19 protein-coding genes are annotated in these 19,783 nt (G+C 71.4%); 14 read left to right on the top strand and 5 right to left on the bottom strand.

The window, feature by feature from the left end:
• Nucleotides 1–104: 104 nt before the first annotated feature.
• The 6 genes from ACT3T5_RS10790 to ACT3T5_RS10765 all read left to right on the top strand — a co-directional run bounded on the left by ACT3T5_RS10790 (nucleotide 105) and on the right by ACT3T5_RS10765 (nucleotide 6,270).
• The gene (locus ACT3T5_RS10790; protein WP_443412463.1) at nucleotides 105–842 is read left to right on the top strand and encodes a glycerophosphodiester phosphodiesterase; all 738 of its coding nucleotides are present in this window, start codon (nucleotides 105–107) and stop codon (nucleotides 840–842) included.
• A gap of 130 nt (nucleotides 843–972) precedes the next feature.
• Nucleotides 973–1,746: a CPBP family intramembrane glutamic endopeptidase gene (locus ACT3T5_RS10785; RefSeq protein WP_444594316.1), complete on the top strand. Its 774-nt coding sequence runs from the start codon at nucleotides 973–975 to the stop codon at nucleotides 1,744–1,746.
• 48 nt (nucleotides 1,747–1,794) lie between these two features.
• Nucleotides 1,795–2,181, top strand: coding sequence for a hypothetical protein (locus ACT3T5_RS10780; protein WP_444594315.1), 387 nt, complete (start codon nucleotides 1,795–1,797; stop codon nucleotides 2,179–2,181).
• A gap of 11 nt (nucleotides 2,182–2,192) precedes the next feature.
• Complete coding sequence (locus ACT3T5_RS10775) at nucleotides 2,193–2,429, top strand: helix-turn-helix transcriptional regulator (RefSeq protein ID WP_444594314.1); 237 nt, start codon at nucleotides 2,193–2,195, stop codon at nucleotides 2,427–2,429.
• 121 nt (nucleotides 2,430–2,550) lie between these two features.
• Entirely contained in the window at nucleotides 2,551–5,016 is a 2,466-nt protein-coding gene (locus ACT3T5_RS10770; RefSeq protein WP_444594313.1) for a beta-N-acetylglucosaminidase domain-containing protein, read from the top strand.
• Nucleotides 5,017–5,100: 84 nt separating this feature from the next.
• Nucleotides 5,101–6,270, top strand: coding sequence for a phosphotransferase family protein (locus ACT3T5_RS10765; protein WP_444577163.1), 1,170 nt, complete (start codon nucleotides 5,101–5,103; stop codon nucleotides 6,268–6,270).
• A gap of 3 nt (nucleotides 6,271–6,273) precedes the next feature.
• On the opposite strand, the gene ACT3T5_RS10760 is transcribed toward ACT3T5_RS10765, so the two are convergent.
• On the bottom strand, nucleotides 6,274–6,714 hold the full coding sequence (locus ACT3T5_RS10760; protein WP_444577164.1) for an NUDIX hydrolase: 441 nt from the start codon (nucleotides 6,712–6,714) through the stop codon (nucleotides 6,274–6,276).
• A 254-nt stretch (nucleotides 6,715–6,968) separates the two neighbouring features.
• Here ACT3T5_RS10760 and ACT3T5_RS10755 point away from each other — a divergent pair, with 254 nt between their 5' ends.
• Together ACT3T5_RS10755 and ACT3T5_RS10750 are read left to right on the top strand one after the other, a co-directional pair.
• Nucleotides 6,969–7,361: a hypothetical protein gene (locus tag ACT3T5_RS10755; protein ID WP_444577165.1), complete on the top strand. Its 393-nt coding sequence runs from the start codon at nucleotides 6,969–6,971 to the stop codon at nucleotides 7,359–7,361.
• Between the two features lie 88 nt (nucleotides 7,362–7,449).
• A complete protein-coding gene (locus ACT3T5_RS10750) occupies nucleotides 7,450–8,007 on the top strand; it encodes a TetR/AcrR family transcriptional regulator (protein WP_444594312.1) in 558 nt (185 codons plus the stop codon).
• Between the two features lie 82 nt (nucleotides 8,008–8,089).
• Here ACT3T5_RS10750 and ACT3T5_RS10745 read toward each other — a convergent pair whose 3' ends face one another.
• Nucleotides 8,090–9,370 carry an MFS transporter gene (locus ACT3T5_RS10745; RefSeq protein ID WP_444594311.1) on the bottom strand — a complete coding sequence of 427 codons (1,281 nt, stop codon included), beginning with the start codon at nucleotides 9,368–9,370 and terminating at the stop codon, nucleotides 8,090–8,092.
• Nucleotides 9,371–9,647: 277 nt separating this feature from the next.
• On the opposite strand from ACT3T5_RS10745, the gene gdhA reads away from it, so the two are divergent.
• Nucleotides 9,648–10,991, top strand: coding sequence for an NADP-specific glutamate dehydrogenase (gdhA, locus tag ACT3T5_RS10740; RefSeq protein WP_444594310.1), 1,344 nt, complete (start codon nucleotides 9,648–9,650; stop codon nucleotides 10,989–10,991).
• 203 nt (nucleotides 10,992–11,194) lie between these two features.
• Here gdhA and ACT3T5_RS10735 read toward each other — a convergent pair whose 3' ends face one another.
• On the bottom strand, nucleotides 11,195–11,728 hold the full coding sequence (locus tag ACT3T5_RS10735) for a hypothetical protein (protein WP_444594309.1): 534 nt from the start codon (nucleotides 11,726–11,728) through the stop codon (nucleotides 11,195–11,197).
• A gap of 161 nt (nucleotides 11,729–11,889) precedes the next feature.
• Between ACT3T5_RS10735 and ACT3T5_RS10730 the strand changes: the two genes are divergently transcribed.
• Entirely contained in the window at nucleotides 11,890–13,365 is a 1,476-nt protein-coding gene (locus tag ACT3T5_RS10730) for a hypothetical protein (protein ID WP_444594308.1), read from the top strand.
• A gap of 282 nt (nucleotides 13,366–13,647) precedes the next feature.
• Here the strand turns inward: ACT3T5_RS10730 and ACT3T5_RS10725 are convergent, their stop codons facing one another.
• Nucleotides 13,648–14,436, bottom strand: a complete 789-nt coding sequence (locus tag ACT3T5_RS10725) for a fructosamine kinase family protein (RefSeq protein WP_444577171.1) — start codon at nucleotides 14,434–14,436, stop codon at nucleotides 13,648–13,650.
• A 167-nt stretch (nucleotides 14,437–14,603) separates the two neighbouring features.
• Nucleotides 14,604–15,845, bottom strand: coding sequence for an aminoglycoside phosphotransferase family protein (locus ACT3T5_RS10720; RefSeq protein WP_444594307.1), 1,242 nt, complete (start codon nucleotides 15,843–15,845; stop codon nucleotides 14,604–14,606).
• 166 nt (nucleotides 15,846–16,011) lie between these two features.
• On the opposite strand from ACT3T5_RS10720, the gene ACT3T5_RS10715 reads away from it, so the two are divergent.
• The 4 genes from ACT3T5_RS10715 to ACT3T5_RS10700 all read left to right on the top strand — a co-directional run bounded on the left by ACT3T5_RS10715 (nucleotide 16,012) and on the right by ACT3T5_RS10700 (nucleotide 19,783).
• Complete coding sequence (locus ACT3T5_RS10715; RefSeq protein ID WP_444594306.1) at nucleotides 16,012–16,935, top strand: sulfite exporter TauE/SafE family protein; 924 nt, start codon at nucleotides 16,012–16,014, stop codon at nucleotides 16,933–16,935.
• 376 nt (nucleotides 16,936–17,311) lie between these two features.
• Nucleotides 17,312–17,875 (top strand): DinB family protein, encoded by a 564-nt coding sequence (locus ACT3T5_RS10710; protein WP_443426426.1) that lies wholly within the window; start codon nucleotides 17,312–17,314, stop codon nucleotides 17,873–17,875.
• A gap of 58 nt (nucleotides 17,876–17,933) precedes the next feature.
• Nucleotides 17,934–19,013, top strand: a complete 1,080-nt coding sequence (locus ACT3T5_RS10705) for a GNAT family N-acetyltransferase (RefSeq protein ID WP_444594305.1) — start codon at nucleotides 17,934–17,936, stop codon at nucleotides 19,011–19,013.
• Nucleotides 19,014–19,018: 5 nt separating this feature from the next.
• On the top strand, nucleotides 19,019–19,783 hold the full coding sequence (locus tag ACT3T5_RS10700; protein WP_444594304.1) for an SDR family oxidoreductase: 765 nt from the start codon (nucleotides 19,019–19,021) through the stop codon (nucleotides 19,781–19,783).

Genomic DNA, 19,783 nt, shown 5'->3' with positions numbered 1-19,783 from the left:
GAGTCCCGCTCGCGCGCAGCAGTCCTCGCGCTCGATCGGGTGCGTTCAGCTGTCCGTCACCAGCGCCGGCCGTCGGGCCGGCTCCGAAGCAGTCCAGGAGAACAATGTCCGACCAGTCCGCCCCGTCCCTGCAGCGTCCCGCGATCGTGGGCCACCGAGGCGCCTCCGCGCACGCCCCCGAGAACACCCTCGCCGCCTTCCGGCGCGGCATCGAGGACGGCGCACAGGTGCTCGAATGCGACGTCCACCTCAGCGCGGACGGCCACGTCGTCGTCATGCACGACGAGACCATCGACCGCACCGCCGCGCCTGACTCCCCTCTGCGCACCGGCGCGATCGGCGATCTCACCCGCGCCGAGCTGGACACCGTGCTGCTCGCGGACGGGGAGAAGGTCCCCTCCCTCGAGGAACTGCTGGCGATGACCACCGTGCCGATCTTCATTGAGGTCAAGGTCGCCGCGGCCGCCCGCGCCGTGGCCGAGCAGCTGCAGGGCCTCGCGGCCGGGTCGCCCGCCGCGGCGTCGACCGTCATCTCGTTCCACGCCGACGCCCTCACCGAGATCCGACGCAGCACGGACACCGCCGTGTCCTATCTGGTCTCCGTGATCGACGAGGAGGCGCTGGCGACGGCGCAGGAGATCGGCGCCGCCGGGATCGGGCCCGCGATCGACGGCCTGTCGCTGCGGGCCGCACGCGCCGCCCGGGATGCGGGCCTGCAGGTGAACCCGTGGACGGTGAACAGTGCCGAGCAGCTCGCGATCGGCCTCGCCTGTGGCGTCGACTCCCTGACCACCGATGATCCGGCCTGGGTGCAGCACGAACTGGACGTGCGCGGGATCTGAGCTGCGCGGCCGCGCCGCGGGAGTGCCGGCCGCGCCGTGGGTGTGCGCCTGACCTGCACTGTCAAGCGACTTTGACATTTGTGGTCAAGGACCCTTGACTCGCATGTCAAGGAGGCCTTACATTCTTGGTATGAGCACATCGGTACCCACCCCGGCCATCCACTCCGCAGCCTCTCCCGTCACCGCTGGTCATGACACTGTCGGCGCAGATCCCGTCGCCCCGACGACACCGCTCCCGCGCCTCCTCGGCGTCCTCGCCGCCCGCCCGCTGCTGATCCTCCTGCTCGGCATTGGCCTGCTGGCCGCGAACACGTCCCTCGTCTATGCCAACGCGCTCGTCGTGGTCGTCGACGTCGTCGCTCTCGGGCTCGTGGCCCTCGCGATGCGCGCCGAGGGCCGCCGGCTGTGGGACCTCTTCCGCCCTCTGCGCTGGCTGGATCTGGCCTGGGGTGCCCTGCTCCTGCTGATCCTCGTCGTCGGCTTCCTCGCCTCGAACGTCGCGGCGAACCTGATCGTCTACGGCGGTGCCCCGCCCGTGCCGACCGGCGCCGCGCCTGCAGTGCCGCTGTGGGTTGGTCTCGTGGCCGTCCTCATCGCGCCGCTGACCATCGCGCTGTCCGAGGAGGCGGTCTACCGCGGATACGCCCAGCCCAGGCTGCAGCAGCGGATCGGTCGCATCGGCGCCCTCATCGCGGTCGCCGCCGTCTTCGGCCTCCAGCACGTGGGCTTCGCCCTCACCTCCGGTCCGGAGGTCGCCTCGAAGGTCCTCACCACGTTCTTCGCCGGGCTGATCCTGGGCGGGCTCTGGCTCTGGTTCCGTCGCCTCCTCCCGCTTGTGCTCGCGCACTGGGGCCTGGACCTGCTGTTCCTGGGCCTGCCCACCCTCGCGCTCGCCCTGCTCTGACCTGCCGCTGTCCCGCGGCCCTCGCCCGTATCTCTCGAAGGAGTCATCATGACCACCACACCCCGCACCCGCGCCAACCGCGCCTTCGTCGTCCGCTTCGTGATCGGCATCGCGCTCTACGTCCTGGGCCTCCTGCTCGCCGATGTCGTCAGCACCTCCGGTGTCCTCGCCTGGCTCCCGGTGCTCCTGATCCTTCCCGGCATCGGCTTCATCGCCTGGGCGAACATCGAGATGTACCGCAGCGGCGATGAGTTCGAACGTCGCAAGATCGCCGAGGCGATCCTGCTGGCCTTCCTCATCGCGACGCCGCTGATCCTCGCGGTCGGCGTGCTGCAGTTCTCGGTGCTGCCGGAGGTCAACTGGATCTTCGCCTTCACGATCCTCATGGTCTCGTGGATCGTGGGCACCATCGTCTCCGCCGTCCGCTACCGCTGAGAGGGGCAGTCATGCGCAACGAGATCAGAGCCCGTCGCACGGAGCTGCGCTGGTCGCAGGCCGAGCTCGGCAAGGCACTCGGAGTTTCCCGGCAGACGGTCATCGCTCTGGAGAACGACAAGTACGACCCGTCCCTCCCGCTGGCCTTCCGGATCTCCGCCCTCTTCGGGGCGCCGATCGAGGAGATCTTCCAGCCCGAGAGTCCGGAGGGGGCCGACGGGGTCGAGGTTGCCGAAGGGGCCGTCTGACGTCGACCGTCCTGGTACGTTGGAGGCGATCCTGTGGGGCGCATCACAGAGCGTGATGCGCCCCCTCCCATGTCCCCACCCCCTCCCGCGCCTCTCGGCGCGGACCCGGAAGGCGACCATTGTGAATCGATCCACCCCTACCTCGGCATCCGCGACTCCCTCGACCCCGGCACGCTCGACCTCGACCTCGAACGCCACTCCCGGCTCCGACCGGCGCGGGCTGGCTGCGCTCTCCCGGCGGACGGCGCTCGGACTCGGCCTGGCCGCCGGCGGCGCCCTGGCTCTCCCGGCGACCGGCGCGCTCGCCGACGGCGGAGGCTCCGGACGCACCCCGACCGTGCGGCCCGCGCCCCAGGGGCTCGAGGCCTCCGCTCGCGAGGTGGTGCTGGGTCGCTCGGCGACCGTCCTCGTCGGCGAGGACACGGACCCCGTGGCCCAGAAGGCGCTGACCGAGCTGCTCGAGAGCGTCGGCTGCACTCCCGAGGTGCAGGTCGGCGGCGAGGCCCCCGCGAGCGGGACCCGCATCCATCTGGGCACCCCCGAGGACAGTCCGACGCTCGCCGCCGCGCTGGAGACCGTCGGCGTCGAGGGTCCCGAGGACCTCGCGGCCGACGGGTACGTGCTCGCCGCCGCCCGCGACCACGGCGCCGTGATGGGGGTCGCTGGGCACGACGCCCGCGGCACGTTCTACGCCGTGCAGACCCTGCGCCAGCTGCTCGCCGGGAGCACGCGGTTCCCCGCCGTGCAGGTGCGCGACGAACCGCTCATGGAGATCCGCGGCGCGATCGAGGGCTTCTACGGGATCCCGTGGTCCCACCAGGCACGCCTGGACCACTTCGCCTTCTACGGCGACCACAAGCTGAACACCTACATCTACACGCCCAAGGACGACCTGCTGCTGCGCTCGAAGTGGCGCGAGCTCTACGCGGGTGACGAGCTCGAGAACCTCGCCGAGCTGGTCGAGACCGCGAACGCGCACCACGTGAGCTTCACCTTCGCCCTGTCCCCCGGCAACGACATCGTCTACGGCAGCGACGAGGACTTCGAGGCGACGGTCACGAAGTTCGAGCAGCTGCGGGAGCTGGGCGTGACCAGCTTCTACATCGCACTGGACGACATCCCCACCGAGCTCGGCGAGGAGGACGCCGCACAGTTCAGCTCCCTCGCCGAGGCGCAGGTCCACTACCTCAACCGCGTGCAGACGGACTACGTCGAGGCCCACGACCTCGCCCCGCTGCAGACGGTCCCCACCCACTACTCGGGCTCCGGGTCCAGCGAGTACAAGACGGACTTCGGGGAGGGCGCCCACCCGGAGATCCGCATCCAGTGGACCGGCGAAGGGGTCTTCTCCCCATCGATCACCGAGAAGTCCGTGGTCACGGCGGTGGCGTCGTACCACACCGAGCACCTGTACATCTGGGACAACTTCCCCGTCAACGACGGCCGACGCGACCGGCTCTTCCTCAACCCGCTCGAAGGGCGTGCGCCGACCCTGCACAAGCATCTCGCCGGATTCACGGCGAACCCGATGATCGAGCCCTACGCCTCGCTGATCTCGCTCGCGAACTACGCCGACTACTGCTGGAACCCGCCCGCCTATGACGCCGAGGACTCCTGGGAGGCGGCGGTCGACGAGCTCGCCGGCCCGGCCGCGTCCGTCCGTGAGGACCTGCGAGTGTTCGCCGACCTCAACCAGAACTGGCCCTACCGGAGCGGATCCCCGACGGCGCCGGCGCTCTCCGCGGACATCGAGGAGTTCTGGGCCGCCTATGAGTCCGGGGACGCCGAGGGCAAGACTCTCGAGGGCCGGCTGACCGCCATCACCGAGCTCGCCACGAGCCTCGAGTCCATGGCGTCGGCCGGGTTCTACGAGGACACGCGGCCGTGGATGGTCGCCGCCGGCCACTGGGCCGAGGCGCTGCTCGCCCAGCACGAGATGCTCCTCGCGATCACCGAGGACCGGCTCGAGGACGCCTCCGCCGCAGCGGCCGGGGTGGCGGAGCACGTCGCCGCCGCCGGCGCGGCCACGGTCCCCGACCAGCGCGGGGACGGGGTCTACAAGGAGAACCAGATCGTCCCGAGCGTGGGCGACGGCGTGTTCGAGGGCTTCATCGCCCGCGCCTGGGAAGAGCTGCGCGACGTGCTGCCGGAGGACCCGTCCCTGCCCTTCCGCGGCCTGCCGGGCACCGCGACGACCACGCTGGGCACCTACAAGGACTACGCGATCGAGCGGATCGTCGACGGGGACCTCGCGACCATGTTCTGGTCCAGCAAGGCCCCGAAGGTCGACGACGTGGTGCAGGTCGAGCTCGAGGAGAGCCACCCGATCCGCTACGTGCAGGTCCAGATGGCCAAGAGCGACTCGACCCCCGGTGACCAGGTCTACCAGGGCGTCCTCGAGCTCTCGGCCGACGGGGAGGCGTGGACCGAGATCGGCACGACCGACGGCTCCGCCGTGGCCACGGCGTCGCTGGACGAGCCGTTCGACGCCCGCTTCTGCCGCCTCCGCGTGACCGGGAAGAACCCCACCGGTCAGTGGGTGCAGATCCGCGAGTTCGGCGTGGGGGAGACCCCGCCGGCCGCCTGAGGCGCGGAGCCGGGGCGCGGTGCCGGGGCGCGTCGCCGGGGTGCGGTGATGCCGCGCCCCGGCAGCCCGCTTACTCTGAGGCTCATGCCCGCCTACCCGCTGACCGCCGCACGGCGCGACCAGATCTGCTCTGCGCTGTCCCAGCTCGCCGATCGCCCCGTGAGACTGACCTCCGAGCAGCATGTCGGCCACGACTGGGCGCCCGTCACCCGCTTGGGCCTGGATCGGGACGTTCCCGGGATCGGTGCGACGGTCGTGGCCAAGACCCGCCGGGTCGAAGGGGAGGGGCATGGTGGCCCGGCGTTCCTGCGCCGCGAGGCCGCGGCACTGCGAACTGCCGCGCCCAGCGGGGTCACCGCCCGGACGATCCATGTCGACGACGACGCGGGCGTGATGCTCCAGACCGACCTGGGCGACTGGCCCACCCTGCAGGACATCCTGCTCGGTGCGGATCCGGAAGCTGCCGCCCGGGGCATGGTCGAGATGGCCGCTGCCGTCGGGCGATTGCACGCCAGCACGATCGACCGGCGCGCTGAGCACCAGAAACACCTCGCCGCCTTCTCCGCAGATGTGGAGACCGGCCAGATGTACGCATTCGGCAGGGAGCACTGGGACGAGATCGAGCAGGCGTGCACCGAGCTCGGTCTTCCGCCCGCGAGGAGGGCGCGCGACGACGTGACGCGCCTCCTGGCACGATCCACCCGCCCCGGCCCCTCCTCCGCGCTCACCCATCGGGACCTGAATCCGACGAACGTGCTGCTCACCGACGACGGAGCCCGCCTGGTCGACTTCGAGGGAAGCGGCTTCGGGCACCTCGGGATCGACGCCTGCTTCCTGTACTACCCGTTCCCGCACCACAGCACTCCGTGGGGGCTGCTGCCAGGCGGCGTCATCGAGTCCGTCGATGCGGCCTACCGCACAGCCCTCGCCGACGGCGGCGCGCACCAGGTGCTCGACCTCTTCGACCAGGTGCTCGCGGACGGGGCGGCCATCGTCCTGATCGGACGGATCAGCCGGTTGCGCCTGGTCTCCCGGCCGGACCAGGCGCCGCAGGACAGCTGGCGCCGCCGCGGGCAGACGGTGCAGCAGATCCGGACCTTCCTGCAGCTCGCGGAGCGGGCCGACGGGCTGGCTGCCTTCCGTGACTGGCTCAGCGCCCTGCAGGACGCGATGATCGCCCGGTGGCCGGATGCCACCGACCCTCCCGCACCGCTGTTCCCGGCCTTCGCCGCCGAGAGGACGCTGTCCCGATAGGTCTCATCCGTCGGTCGCGTTCTGGAGGCTCTCGTAGGCCTGGTCGACGATGCCCGCTCGGGGCTCGTGGTCCGGGAGCCCTGCCAGCGGCATCCAGCGTGCTTCGTCCGTCGTCCCGCCGATCTCGGTGGTTCCGAGCTCTCCGCCGATGATGGTGGCCTCGAAGATGACGCGCACGGCTTTGAACGGCCGCGGTGAGCTGGTGCCCGCGTCGGCCGTCGAGGTGCTGCTGAACAGGGGGCGTCCGACGGCCACATGGAACCCGGTCTCCTCGAAGACCTCGCGCACCACAGCCGCGTCGAGGGACTCCTCGAACTCGACCCCGCCACCCGGGAGCGTCCACCACGGAGTGGAGCCGTTGAACCAGGTCAGCAGGATGTGTCCGTGGCCATCGGTGATCACGGCATAGGCGCTCACGCGTGTGTCCCACTCGGTGAAATCCATCGCGTCAACGTATCAAGGGACGGGGGCCCTCACGCCCGACATACTGGGTGCCATGAACACCTGTCGTGCACGCGTCGTGGTTCTCGGTGCCATGGTGGCTCTGACCGCGTCGTCGTGCTCGGGCGCTCCTGTGCCCGACGATGGTTCGTTGCCGTTCGACACCACCACGACGTCCGACGAGTGACGGCTCCGACGATGAAGGCCATCTGCCGCGTCACCCCCGCACTGCACATCGCCCACGAGGACGGTCGGATATGAGCAGGCTGCTGCACACCAGGTCGCGGCTGACCGCACTGGGAGCCGCCCTGCTCCTCCTCGCCGGCTGCTCGGCGACCACCAGCTACAGCGACGCGGGGGACCAGCTGCCGCAATCCGACCTGGTGGACGCTCTGCCCACCGCCTGGGAGAGCACCGAGATCGTCGACGACACCCACATCCGTGTGACCTTCCTGGGCGGCGTCGACGACTGCTACGGCCATGACGTCGACGTCGAGGAGACGGCCAGCTCGATCACGATCTCGGTCTCCACCGGTGGCCTCCCACGTCACATCGGGGGATGTGACGCCCCTCTGCTCGAGTACACGACTCTCGTCGAGACCGAGCAGCCCGTCGGTGACCGGACGATCATCGACGGTCATGCCGAGTGACCTCGATCCGTCGGCTGTGAGAGCGGGCCCGAGCCGGGTCCCGCGAGCGACTGCCACCGATCCGCCCGGCCCCGCTAGGGTCGGGTCTGTGCCCGACTCCGCCCGTACCCGCCGCCACGACCCGCAGCGCCGCGACCGCATCATCGATGCCTGCCTCGACGTGATCGCGGAGCACGGCGTCGCCGGCACGTCGCACCGCCGGGTCGCGGCGGCCGCGGACGTCCCGCTGGGGTCGATGACCTATCACTTCGACGGGATGGACGATCTGCTGCGTGAGGCCTTCCTCCGCTATGCGGACCGGGGCGCGGCCCTGGTGGAGCGCCGGATGGCGTCGGCCACGACTCTCGACGAGGCGCTCGACGCCTTCGCCGCGAACATCGGCGAGGACGTCTTCGTGACGCAGCGCGACCTGGTCATCAGCCAGGAGCTCTACACCCTGGCGGCCCGTAGGCCGGAGTTCCGGGACATCACCAGCGGCTGGATGGCGCGCACCCGGGCCACGCTGGCCCCCTTCGTCGACGCCGACACCGCGGTCATGCTGGACGCCCTGAACGAGGGCCTCGCCCTGCATCGCGCGCTGCACACCGATCCCTCGGCCGCTGCGCTGATCCGGGGCGCGCTGGGGCGCCTGGCCCGACCAGACTGATCGTCGGGATGGACCGGATGGCTCGGCCGCGCTGAGGGGGACGCGGGCGTGCGTTGCGAAGGATCGAGCAGAGTAGAGCTGGTCAGAGCCCCGCGGAGGCGTTCTCGGGCCCCGTGGCCCGTGGCGCGCGTCGGCCGCTGAGCACACCGGCCAGCGCGATCACCAGCGCTCCGGCGATCGGGACCACGAGCAGGCCGTAGCGGAGCCCGGCGGTGTCGGCCACCAGGCCCACCAGCGGAGGTGAGGCGAGGAACCCCAGCCGCATCAGCCAGGACACGACCGTGAGACCGGTGCCGTGGCGCAGCCCGGGCAGGTCGTCGGCCTCCTGCATCGCGGCGGGTACGAGGGTCGCGCTGCCCAGGCCCGCCAGGGCGAAGCCGACGATCGTGCCGGGCACGGTCGGGAATGCCAGCGCGGTGGCCATGCCCACGGCGATGACCAGGCCGCCGGCGCGGGCCACGGCGCGCTGCCCGAAGCGGTCCACCAGGGAGTCGCCGGCCAGGCGCCCCACGAACTGCGCACCCACCAGGGCGATGTACCCGGTGGCGGCGATCGCCGCAGGGGCGCCGAGGTCGCGGGCGAGGTAGAGGGTCGCCCAGGAGTTCCCGGCGTCCTCGACGAGCGTGCCGCCGATGGCGATCACGACGAGGGCTCCCAGCAGCAGCGCGGTGCGTCCTCGGGTCGGGCGCAGGGCGGCCGGCGGGGGAGCGCCCGTCGTGCCGGCCGCGGCTGCCGCCTCCGTGGTGTCCACCGCCGCGGTGCCCTCGTCGGCCCCACCGGTGGGGCTTTCCGGGTCCTTTCCCGGGAGGGCGAATCGGAGCGCCACCAGGGAGATCACGGCGAACAGGGCGCCGGAGACGCTCAGATGCACGCGCAGCGGCACGTCCAGCGCGATCGCGAGGGCGGCCATCGAGCCGCCGAGCACCGCCCCGATGGACCACACAGCGTGGAAGGAGTTGATGATCGAGCGTCCGTAGCGGCGCTGCACGCGCAGGCCGTGCGCGTTCTGGGCGACATCGGTGATCGCGTCGCACGCACCGGCGACGAGGAGCGCGAGCGCCAGGACGCCGGCGACGGGCGCCCAGGACGCGGCGAACAGGCCCAGTGCCGTGAGGATCGTGCCGGCCACCGCCAGCGGCGCGGAGCCGAAGCGGCGGATCAGCGCACCGGCTCCCAGCCCGGCGAGGATGGCGCCGGCGGGGAACGCGGCGAGCACCAGGCCGTAGGTGGAGTTCGCCAGCCCCAGCTCCCCCTTGATCTCGGGATAGCGGGGCAGGAGGTTCGCGAGCAGGGCGCCGTTGGTCAGGAACATCGCGGCGACGGCGCCACGGGCTCGGCGCACCTCGGGGAGGGGAGAAGGCATGCGTACGATCGTACGTAGTGGGGTCATGTGCTGTCGACAGTGATCCTCGCCTCGCTGCACCGCGGAGGCGCCCGACCGGCAGAAATCCGGGCCGAGCAGGGACTTCTGCTGATTCTGACCAGAACTGCGCCGGGTGGAGGCCCACTGCTCGGACGCGGTGTTCCAACATCTGGGATGACTACGTACTCTGGAACGGCTCTGACCGTAGGTCGCCGTGGGCCCCCGTGCCCGCTGTCACCGCAGACTCTCCCCTCCAGGAGACCCTGAAAGGACCGCGATGATCGATTCGATGCTCCAGAACACGTATGACCAGGTGCTGCACCGCAACCCCGGTGAACCCGAGTTCCACCAGGCAGTGCGCGAGGTCTTCGAGTCGCTCGAGTACATCCAGGGCCGTCACCCGGAGTACAACGATCAGGGCATCCTCATGCGCCTGTGCGAGCCGGAGCGTCAGATCATCTTCCGCGTCCCGTGGGTCGACGACCAGAACGTCGTGCAGATCAACCGCGGCTTCCGCGTCGAGTACAACTCCGCGCTCGGCCCGTACAAGGGCGGCCTGCGCTTCCACCCCAGCGTGAACCTGGGCATCGTGAAGTTCCTCGGCTTCGAGCAGATCTTCAAGAACTCCCTGACCGGCCTGCCCATCGGCGGCGGCAAGGGCGGTTCCGACTTCGATCCGCACGGCCGCAGCGACGGCGAGGTCATGCGCTTCTGCCAGTCCTTCATGACCGAGCTGCACCGCCACATGGGCGAGTACACCGACGTCCCCGCCGGTGACATCGGTGTGGGTGCCCGCGAGATCGGCTACCTCTTCGGCCAGTACAAGCGCCTGACCAACCGCTACGAGGCCGGCGTGCTCACCGGCAAGGGCCTGGACTGGGGCGGCTCGCTCGTGCGCAAGGAGGCCACCGGGTACGGCGCGGCCATCTTCGCCGACGAGATGCTCAAGGCTCGCGGCAAGTCCTTCGAGGGTCGCCGCGTCGCCGTCTCCGGCTCCGGCAACGTCGCGATCTACGCGATCGAGAAGGCGCATCAGCTCGGCGGCATCCCGGTCACGGCCTCGGACTCCTCCGGCTATGTGGTCGACGAGCACGGCATCGACTTCAAGCTCCTCCAGCAGATCAAGGAGGTCGAGCGGGGCCGCATCACCGAGTACGCGGAGCGTCGCGGCAACGGCGCGCGGTTCGTCGCCGGCGGCAGCGTCTGGGATGTCCCGGTGGACATCGCTCTGCCCAGCGCCACCCAGAACGAGCTCGACGTCGAAGCCGCTCGCACCCTGGTCAAGAACGGCGTGCTCGCCGTGTCCGAGGGCGCGAACATGCCCTGCACCCCCGACGCCGTGGGCGTGCTCCGTGACGCCGACGTGGCCTTCGGTCCGGGCAAGGCCGCGAACGCCGGCGGCGTCGCGACCTCCGCTCTGGAGATGCAGCAGAACGCGAGCCGCGATGCGTGGAGCTTCGAGCACACCGAGAAGCGCCTCACCGAGATCATGAAGAACATCCACACCACCTGCCTGGAGACGGCCGACGAGCTGGGCCGCCCCGGCGACTACGTGGTGGGCGCGAACGTGGCCGGCTTCCGCAAGGTCGCCGACGCCATGATCGCCTTCGGCGTGATCTGAGCCAGCCCTGAACTGAGCCGGCCCTGATCTGGTCCGGCCCTGGACTGAGTCGGCCGGGTCCGCCCGGCATGTGACGCGACTGTGCGCTGTGCTTCCGATGTCGGAAGCGCAGCGCACAGTCGCGTTCGCCGTGAGGCTGTGGGCGCGGGCTTCCTCGGTGGAGCTGAGTCGGTGTGAGGGATTGGGCGGCGTCAGCGGCCGCTTCAGCTGACCGTCACGGTGATCTCGATCGGATCGATGTCGCGGGGCCCCTGGTCGCAGTCCTCGGCGATCGCGGTGCGGTAGCAGTAGACGAGCCGCACCGTCGAGGTGCCCGGGGCGACGCCGGTGAGCTCGACCGCATAGGGGAAGCTGCCGCCGGCCTCTGGCCCGTCCCGCCTTTCTCGCACGCCGAACACCTCGCTGTTCATGACCACGTCGGCCACGACGACGCCGTCGTCCACGGCGCCGTGCTCCCCGGCGCTGTCGTCCGTCACGGGGACCGCACCCCAGTCGTCGCCCACGCCCGGCGACCACTCGCCGAGAGCCACCTGGGCCGTCTCGCCGACCTCGATCGTCACCGTGTCCGTGCCCTCGGCCAGCAGATCCGGATCGAGCAGATAGCAGCTGGTCAGCGAGAGGACCGTGGCGGCGATCGCCGCCAGACGCAGGCGCCGCGCGCGGTCTCGTCGCCGGCATCGTCGATCGCTGCGCGCAGCGGGTCGTCCCGCCGTCGTCGGCGCATCACGTCGTCCCATGTCGGCTCCCCCTGAGCGTGTCGTGCGGTTCCCCTGGTCGGCGACCCCCGTCGCCTCGTCAGGATACCTGCGGGATGTGACCCGGGACACCAACTCCTTGCTGAGAACAGTTCTCAGGAACTGCTACTGTTCTGCTCATGATTCAGATGAGAACCATTGTCATGAAGCGACGTGCTGTCGCGCTCCTCGGCGTCGGCGTGCTCGCTCTCTCCGCCTGCGGCGGTCCGGCCGGAGGCGGCTCAGGCGGGTCCGACGGCAGATCGTCCGACGGCGGATCGTCTGACGGCGAGTCGTCCGACGGCGGATCGTCCGACGGCGGTACGGCCGGCGGAGAAGCGCCCCCAGCGACGGATCGCACCGAGGTGGCCGCTCTCTCGCCGCGCATCGTGCTCGCCCACGAGGGCGGCGTGACCACGCTGGACTCTTCCGACGGCAGCACCGTCGGCAGCTCCGAGGTCGCCGGCTATGTGCGGCTGAACCCGGCCGGCGACGGCCGCCACGTCGCCGTGAGCGCTTCCGACGAGATCACGATGTACGACACCGGCCTGCTCGCCCAGGGCCACGGCGACCATTTCCACTACTACGTGCAGGACCCCGCCCTCACCGATCTGTCCGTCCCGGCGCCGATGCCCGGCCACGTCGTCCCCCACGGGGACCGCACCGCCCTGTTCGCCGACGGAACCGGCGACATCACCCTGATCGACCCCACCGCGATGGTCGACGGCGACCTGGGGATCCTCGACGAGACCAGCACCGAGGCGCCCCATCACGGCGTCGCGGTGCCCCTGTCCGACGGGGGCCTCCTCGTCACCCAGGGCACCGAGGACGAGCGCCACACCGTGCAGGCGCTCGACGCCGACGGGAACGTCACCGCCGAGACGGACGACTGCCCCGGCGTGCACGGCGAGGCCGCTGCGAAGCCCACGGAGTCCGGCGACGTGATCAGCCTGGGCTGCGAGAACGGCTCCGTGATCTACCGCGACGGCGGGTTCCACAAGGTCGCGATCGACGGCGACTACCAGCGCTCCGGCAACCAGAAGGGTCACGAGGACTCACCGATCGTCCTGGCCGATCACAAGGTCGAGGCCGATCCCGAAGGTGGCGTCGAGCACCCCACCGAGATCGCCCTGATCGACACCCTCGACGACACGCAGCAGATCGTGGACCTGGGCTCGGAGTACTGGTTCCGCTCCCTGGACCGCGGTCCGAACGGTGAGGCCCTGGTGCTCACCGCCGACGGCGAGCTGAACATCCTGGACCCCGAGACCGGTGAGATGCTCCACGAGGTTCCCGTGACGGGGGAGTGGACCGAGCCGGACAACTGGCAGGAGGCCGGCCCCATGATGTCCGTGGCCGACGGCACCGCCTTCGTCGTCGACCCCGCGGCGCAGAAGCTCACGATGGTCGACGTCGCCAGCGGCGAGATCTACCGCGAGCTGGACCTGCCCGTGGTGCCGCACGAGATCCAGGTGACCACCGGGACCGCGTCGGGCGAGTACGAGATCGCGCCGGGCGCCGACGAGCACGACGATGCCGAGGCGAGTGAGCACGACGACCACGACGAGTCGGAGGCGAGTGACGCCGGCGGCCACGAGGAGCACGAGGGCGACGCGGAGCACGAAGACCACGACCACTGACCGGGACCCGGGCACGACCCCTTCCGCGGACCCTCGCTCTGGTCACGGCCTGACGCCGGACGCCCGACCCCGGTCGGCACCGTGACCTTCCAGTCCCCACCATCCCTCCAGAACGCGATTGTGCGCTGCACTTCCCTCCGTGGAAGCACAGCGCACAATCGCGTCGTGCAGGGCCTCCGGAGGCGTCCTGAACTCCTCCGGCGCTCGTCCTGCGCCCGTCGCGCGAGCTTCGGCGCGGGTGGCCGGTCGGTGCCCGGGGGCGTGGTGGGGAGTCTGCGGGGGTCAGACCCCCAGCGCGTCCGCCCGGGCGATGATCGACTCGGCGGTGGCGATGGCCTGGTCGACATAGGCCTCGCCGAACAGGTGCACGTGCGCGAGCAGGCCGAAGAACAGGTGGGCGGGCAGGTCCTGCTGCCAGTCACCCGGCATCGGGTGCTCGCTCTCGTAGCCCTCGAAGATCTCGTCGAGGAAGGGCGCGTCGAACAGGGACAGCATCGCGAGGTCCTCGAGGCGGTGGCCGCCATGGGCCGACGGGTCGATGAGGGTGACGCCCTCCGCGGTCCACATCAGGTTCCCCGACCACAGGTCGCCGTGGACCCGCGAGGGCTTCTCGGTGCCCTGGCCGCTGATGCCGTCGAAGGCGCCGTCGGCGATCACGTCGATCGCCTCGTCGACGGTGTCGTGCCCGTCGGCGCCGAGGGTGCGGGTGATGCGATCGGCCAGGGGGCGCAGACGGTCGTCGGCCCAGAAGTCGGGGAAGTCCTCGTGCTCGACGGCCGGGACGTCGAAGGGGCTCTCGAGAGGGCCGAACCAGGCGCCCTCACCCGGGGTCCAGCCGAAGCCGGGCGCCCCGGCGTCGTGCAGGCGGGCCAGCTGCGCGCCGAAGGCGCGGGCGGCGTCGGCCGACGGGGCGATCTCCTCGAGCCGCTCCAGACGCAGCTCGCCCTTGCCCACCTCGAGCACCGGGACCACCGGCACCGCCGTCGGCTCTGCCAGCCACTCGAGGCCGGCGGCCTCCGCGGCGAAGTACCCCTTGGGGGCGTTCGGACCGTTCTTCACGAAGTCGCTCATGGCCCCACCGTACGCAGATCGCCCCGGAGGGCAACCGTGCCCGGCCTGAGCGTGGCACAGCACGCAGGATGCGCCCGTCTGCCCGTCTGCCCGTCTGCCCGTCTGCCCGTCTGTCCGTCTGTCCGTCTGCCCGTCTGTCCGTCTGTCCGTCCGCCCGGCCCCGGAGGTCAGTCGGGGAGCCCGAGCTCCCGGGCGAGGGTGCCGCGCAGGATCGGGAGCACCCGACGGTGCGAGGACCGGGTGGAGGCGCGCGAGGCGACGTGGACGAGCATCGCGGTGCGCTCGTACGCGGTCCACGCCCGCATCCGGTCGCGGAGCGAGGCGGTGTCGGCGACCGAGGCGGGCAGCTCGCCGTTCTCCCCGCGTGCCTGCACGTAGGCGTCGACGAAGGTGGTGATCTGCTCCTCGACCAGGGGGACGTACCAGGGCCCGCCGTGCACAGCGCCGCCGATGATCGCGAGGTCGCGGGCAGGGTCGTCGCCCTGCGCCCACTCGAAGTCGATGTATCGCACCACCGGGGCGTCGTCGGGCCCGTCGGACCCGTCGGACCCGTCTGCCCCGGCGGCTCCGTCTGACCAGGCGAATCCGTCTGACCCGACGGCCCTGTCGGCACGGTGAGGAGCCGCCGAGGCGTGCTCCCACAGGATGTTCGTGGCGCACAGGTCGCCGTGGGACAGCACGAAGCCGTCCAGCCCGGCGATCTCCCCCTCGACCGCCGCGACCCGCGCGAGCGCTGCCTCGAGGAAGGGCTCCAGGGCGTGCTCTTCGATCACGGGACCATGCGCGCCACGCCAGGCCGCGACCTCCTCCTCCACCTCGTTGAGCAGGGACGGGACGCCGCGAGGCACCGCCGCCCACGGGTCCGCGCCGAGCACCACCGGGCCACGGCCCGGGGCGGGGACGCCGTGGAGGCGGGCGAGCACCCGCGCGTGCGCGGCCAGGCCCTGGTCGGTCCAGGCTTCGGGGGCCGCCGCGGTGCCGGGCACGTCGGACGCGACGACATAGGCGTGCCCGATCGGGCTGGTCACGGGATCGTCGTGGACGGCGATCGGTGCGGGCCCCACCCCGGTGGGGATCAGGGTCAGCGCCGCGATCTCCTGGGAGAGGTCCTGGTGCAGCTCATCCGGCGGAACGTGCGGGATCCGCACGATGAGCGGGGCGTTCTCCTGAGGCGTCACACGCCAGGCGGCGAAGCGCTCGCCCACCCCTGCGAGGGAGGCGCGGGCGGTGCCGGACAGCGAGGCAGGGATGACTGAGCGGTGCAGGCCGGGCAGGTGCACGGGGGAGGAGTCCGCGCCCAGCGGCATGATCAGCGCGCCGGTGCGCCACGCCTCGACCAGCCGCTGCCCCATCGCGGGCGATGCCGGATCCAGCAGGGCCGTGGGGTGATCGGGCGCAGCGGGGACCATGTCGACTCCTGGGAAGCGGGGCCTTCGATCCTACGTGGGCAGGATTCGGGGAGTTTCCTTCGCCACGAGGAGGGCTGACGGCCGGCGACCGGCACGTACGGTAGAGGCGATCTGATCGTCGCCGGGGCCTACGACTCCTCGGCCCCGCACCCTGAGGAGTCCCTCCATGGAGCTCGCCCTGCTCGCGATCGGCGTCGGCCTCGGAGTCGGGATCGTGGTCGGAGCCCTCGGAGCGGGCGGCGGCATCCTCGCGGTCCCCGTGCTCGTGTTCCTGCTCGGCATGCCCACGCATTCCGCGACGGCATCGAGCCTGATCATCGTGCTGATCACCGCCCTGGTCAGCCTCCCGCACCACGCCCGGCACGGGAACGTGGAGTGGAAGGACGGCCTGGTCTTCGCGGGCGTCTCGGTGGTCGGTGCCTTCGTCGGCTCGCGCCTGAGCGCCCTGGTGCCGGCGCCCGTGCTGCTCACCCTGTTCGGCGTGATGCTCGTGGGGGTGGCGATCGCGATGCTGCGCCGGGCCCTGCGCACCCGCCGGGACGAACGGGCCGAGGCGATCGCGCACGGCACCCCCGCGGAGCTCGAGGCCGAGGAACCGGTCGCCGTGCACGACGACCCGGTGCTGGATCAGCCGGGCCCTGACACCGTCGAATCGGCCGACGGGATCCAGCGCCACCATGGCGAGCCCGAGCTGCCCACGACCCCGGCCGCGTCGGCGTCCCCGCGCCTGCCGCTCGTCATCGCCGCAGCGACCCTCACCGGCTTCCTCACCGGGTTCTTCGGCGTGGGCGGAGGCTTCATCGTCGTGCCGATGCTGGTGATCGCCCTGGGCCTGGCGATGCGTCGCGCCTCGGGGACGAGCCTGCTGGTCATGGTGATCGCGACCGCCACCAGCCTGCTGGCGCGCCTGGGCACCGACGTGCACGTGGACTGGACGATCACGCTGATCTTCGCCGCCGGCTCCGCGGTGGGCGGCATCCTCGGCGGACCGCTGTCCACGAAGGCGCGCCCCTCGACGCTCACGCTGCTGTTCTCGGTGCTGCTGGGCGGAGTGGCCGCCGTGACGCTGGCCCAGACCCTGCTGGGCTGACACCGCAGGCGCTGCACCCGCACGTAGCTCACCGCATGCTGCCCTTGCACGCACCTCACCGCATGCTGCCCTTGCACGCACCTCACCGCATGCTGCCCCGCACGCTGACCACCGCATGCTGCCCGGGCACACAGCTCACCGCGGGCTGCCCCCGCACGCTGACCACCGCATGCTGCCCCGCACGCTGACCACCGCATGCTGCCCCCGCACGCAGCTCCTCCCGCATCCATGTGGCCTGGTGCGTCGGAATGGGCGGGCGATACCGACTCACGGCACCACATGGGGAACTGCGTCCTCCTCGTCCAGGGGGCGGGTGCGGATCTCCCGGCCCCCAAAATCGCTCGTGGTCAGTCCGGTGCCGTGGAAGTGTGCACCCATGAGCACACCTGAACCGTCCTCTGCCCCGTCCACCACGCCTTCAGCCACTCCCGCGGTCGACACCCGCGTCGACCCGCCGCCGATGGCCGGGGAGCGCGAGTCCCTCGAGGGCTGGGTCGAGTTCTACCGCGGGACCCTGCTGCGGAAGATCGACGGACTCGACGCGGAGCAGCTGGCGCGTCGCTCCGTGCCGCCGTCGGTCCTGAGCCCGATCGGGATCGTCCGCCACCTCACCGACGTCGAGGCCTATTGGCTGCGCGAGGTGCTGCTCGACGACGAGCAGCCCGACCCGCACTGCACCGATGACAATCCCGACGGGGACTTCGACGACGTCGACCCCGCGACCGCGCTCGTCGATGTCGAGGCCTACTGCGCGGAGCTCGTGGCCACCCGCGCCGCCCAGGCGAGCTGGAGCGACCTCGACGGCCCCGTGCTCGGGCTGCGCCACGGTGAGCAGGTGAACCTGCGGTGGATCCTCACTCATCTGATCGAGGAGTACGCCCGCCACCTGGGCCATCTCGACCTGCTGCGCGAGGCGATCGACGGCGGCACCGGGTACTGAGGACGGGGCAGATGGTAGGTCACCGCAGGTGCGGGGCTCGTGCCGGATACTGGGCGGCATGTCCGACAACCCCGCGCCGCAGCCTCCTCGGCCCGAGCCGCGACACTCCCAGTCCGCGCCGCGACAGCCCCAGCCCGCGCCGCGAGCTCCCGTCCTGACCCATCAGGTCACGCTGACCCTCCTCACGGCCGATGACGCCCCGGCGCTCGTGGAGCTCGAGACCCGCAACCGCGACCAGCTGATGGTCGGCGCCCCCGCCCGGTCGGAGAGCTGGTTCACCGAGGCCGGGCAGCGCACCACCATCGCCCACGCCCTCGCCGACCGCGAGGTCGGCCGCAGCCTGCCGCTCGCCATCCGGCTCGAGGACAAGGGGGTGACGCGGATCGTCGGCCGGCTCAACCTCTCGGGCATCATCCGTGGCGCGTTCGACTCGGCGTCGCTGGGCTACTGGGTCGACGACGCCGTCAGCGGGCGGGGCATCGCCACGGCAGCGGTGCGCAGCGCGATCGCCGTGGCCTTCGGCGGTCTCGGCCTACATCGGATCCAGGCGGAGGTGAAGGTCGGCAACGATGCCTCGGCGCGCGTGCTCGAGCACTGCGGCTTCGCCGAATACGGTCTGGCGCCCTCCTACCTGCGGCTCGGCGGGGAGTGGGCGGACTGCCGCCTGTTCCAGCTGGTCGACTCGCGATGGCAGCCGACGGAACCGCCGTCGGCCCCACCCGCCGGGGAGCTCGTCGTCGGCACGGAGGTCCCGGCGCTGCAGGAGGTCCTGGACCTCTACGACGCAGTGGGCTGGAGCGCGTACACCGAGGACCCCTCGACGCTGCTGCGCGCGCTCGCCGGGAGCGCCCAGGTGGTCACGGCACGCCGTGACGGCCGACTGCTGGGCCTGGCCCGGGTGGTCGGCGACGGCGCCACCATCGCCTACCTGCAGGACGTGCTCGTGCGGCCCGACGCCCACCGGTCCGGGATCGGCCGGCGCCTGGTCGACGCCGCGTTCGCTCCCTTCGAGTCGGTGCGCCAGCAGGTGCTGCTCACCGATGCCGAGCCCGGCCAGCGCGCCTTCTACGAGTCGCTCGGATTCATCGAGGCCCACGACCACGACCCGGAGCTGCGCTCCTTCGTGCGTCTACAGTGACGACCATGGACATCGCCGTGCTCGGAGCGGCCGGAACCCTCGGCCACCATCTCGTCACCCATCTCGAGGCCGCGGGACACACCGTGCGCGCCCTCGGCCGACGCACCGGGGTCGACGCCGTGACCGGCGACGGCCTCACGGAGGCCCTGCAGGGCACCGAGCTCGTGATCGATGCGATCAGCACGCCATCGCTCAGCGCCCGGCGCGCCGTCGAGACCCATACGCGGGCCGCCGGGAACATCTCCCGCGCCGCGGAGCAGGGTGGAGCGCGTCGCGTCCTGTGCGTCTCCATCGCCGGCGCCGCAGATCCTGAGGTGCACCGCTACTTCGCCTACTACCGGGGCAAGGCCGCGCAGGAGGCCACCTATCTGGACGCGGCCCTCCCGGTCACGCTCGTGCGCTCGACGCAGTGGTTCGAGATCGCGGGCCTGCTGCTGTCCCAGGCGAGCCTCGGCCCCGTCGCTCTGCTGCCGACCATGCGCATGGCCCCCGTCGCCGCCGAGAGGCTCGCGGCACGGATCGCCCGCGAGGTCGAGTCCGACGAGGACTCCGCCGACCGCGCCTTCGCGCTGCGCGGCCCCAAGGAGCTCACCTCAGCGCAGCTCGTGCGGCGCATCCTGGCGCGTCGCGGAAGCATCGACGGCAGGTCCCCTCGCCTGGTCGCCGAGCTCCCGTACCTGGGCTCGGCCATCGCCGGCGGCGGGCTGATCCCCGCTGACGCGGAGGTCGACGACATGGACCTCGAGGAATGGCTCCGCACCACGGCGTGA

It is taken from the genome of Brachybacterium sp. AOP3-A1-3, from assembly GCF_052378285.1.
Classification (GTDB): Bacteria; Actinomycetota; Actinomycetes; order Actinomycetales; family Dermabacteraceae; genus Brachybacterium.
Note: the sequence above shows the minus strand (reverse complement) of the source record. Positions and strands in the feature narration are given on the sequence as shown.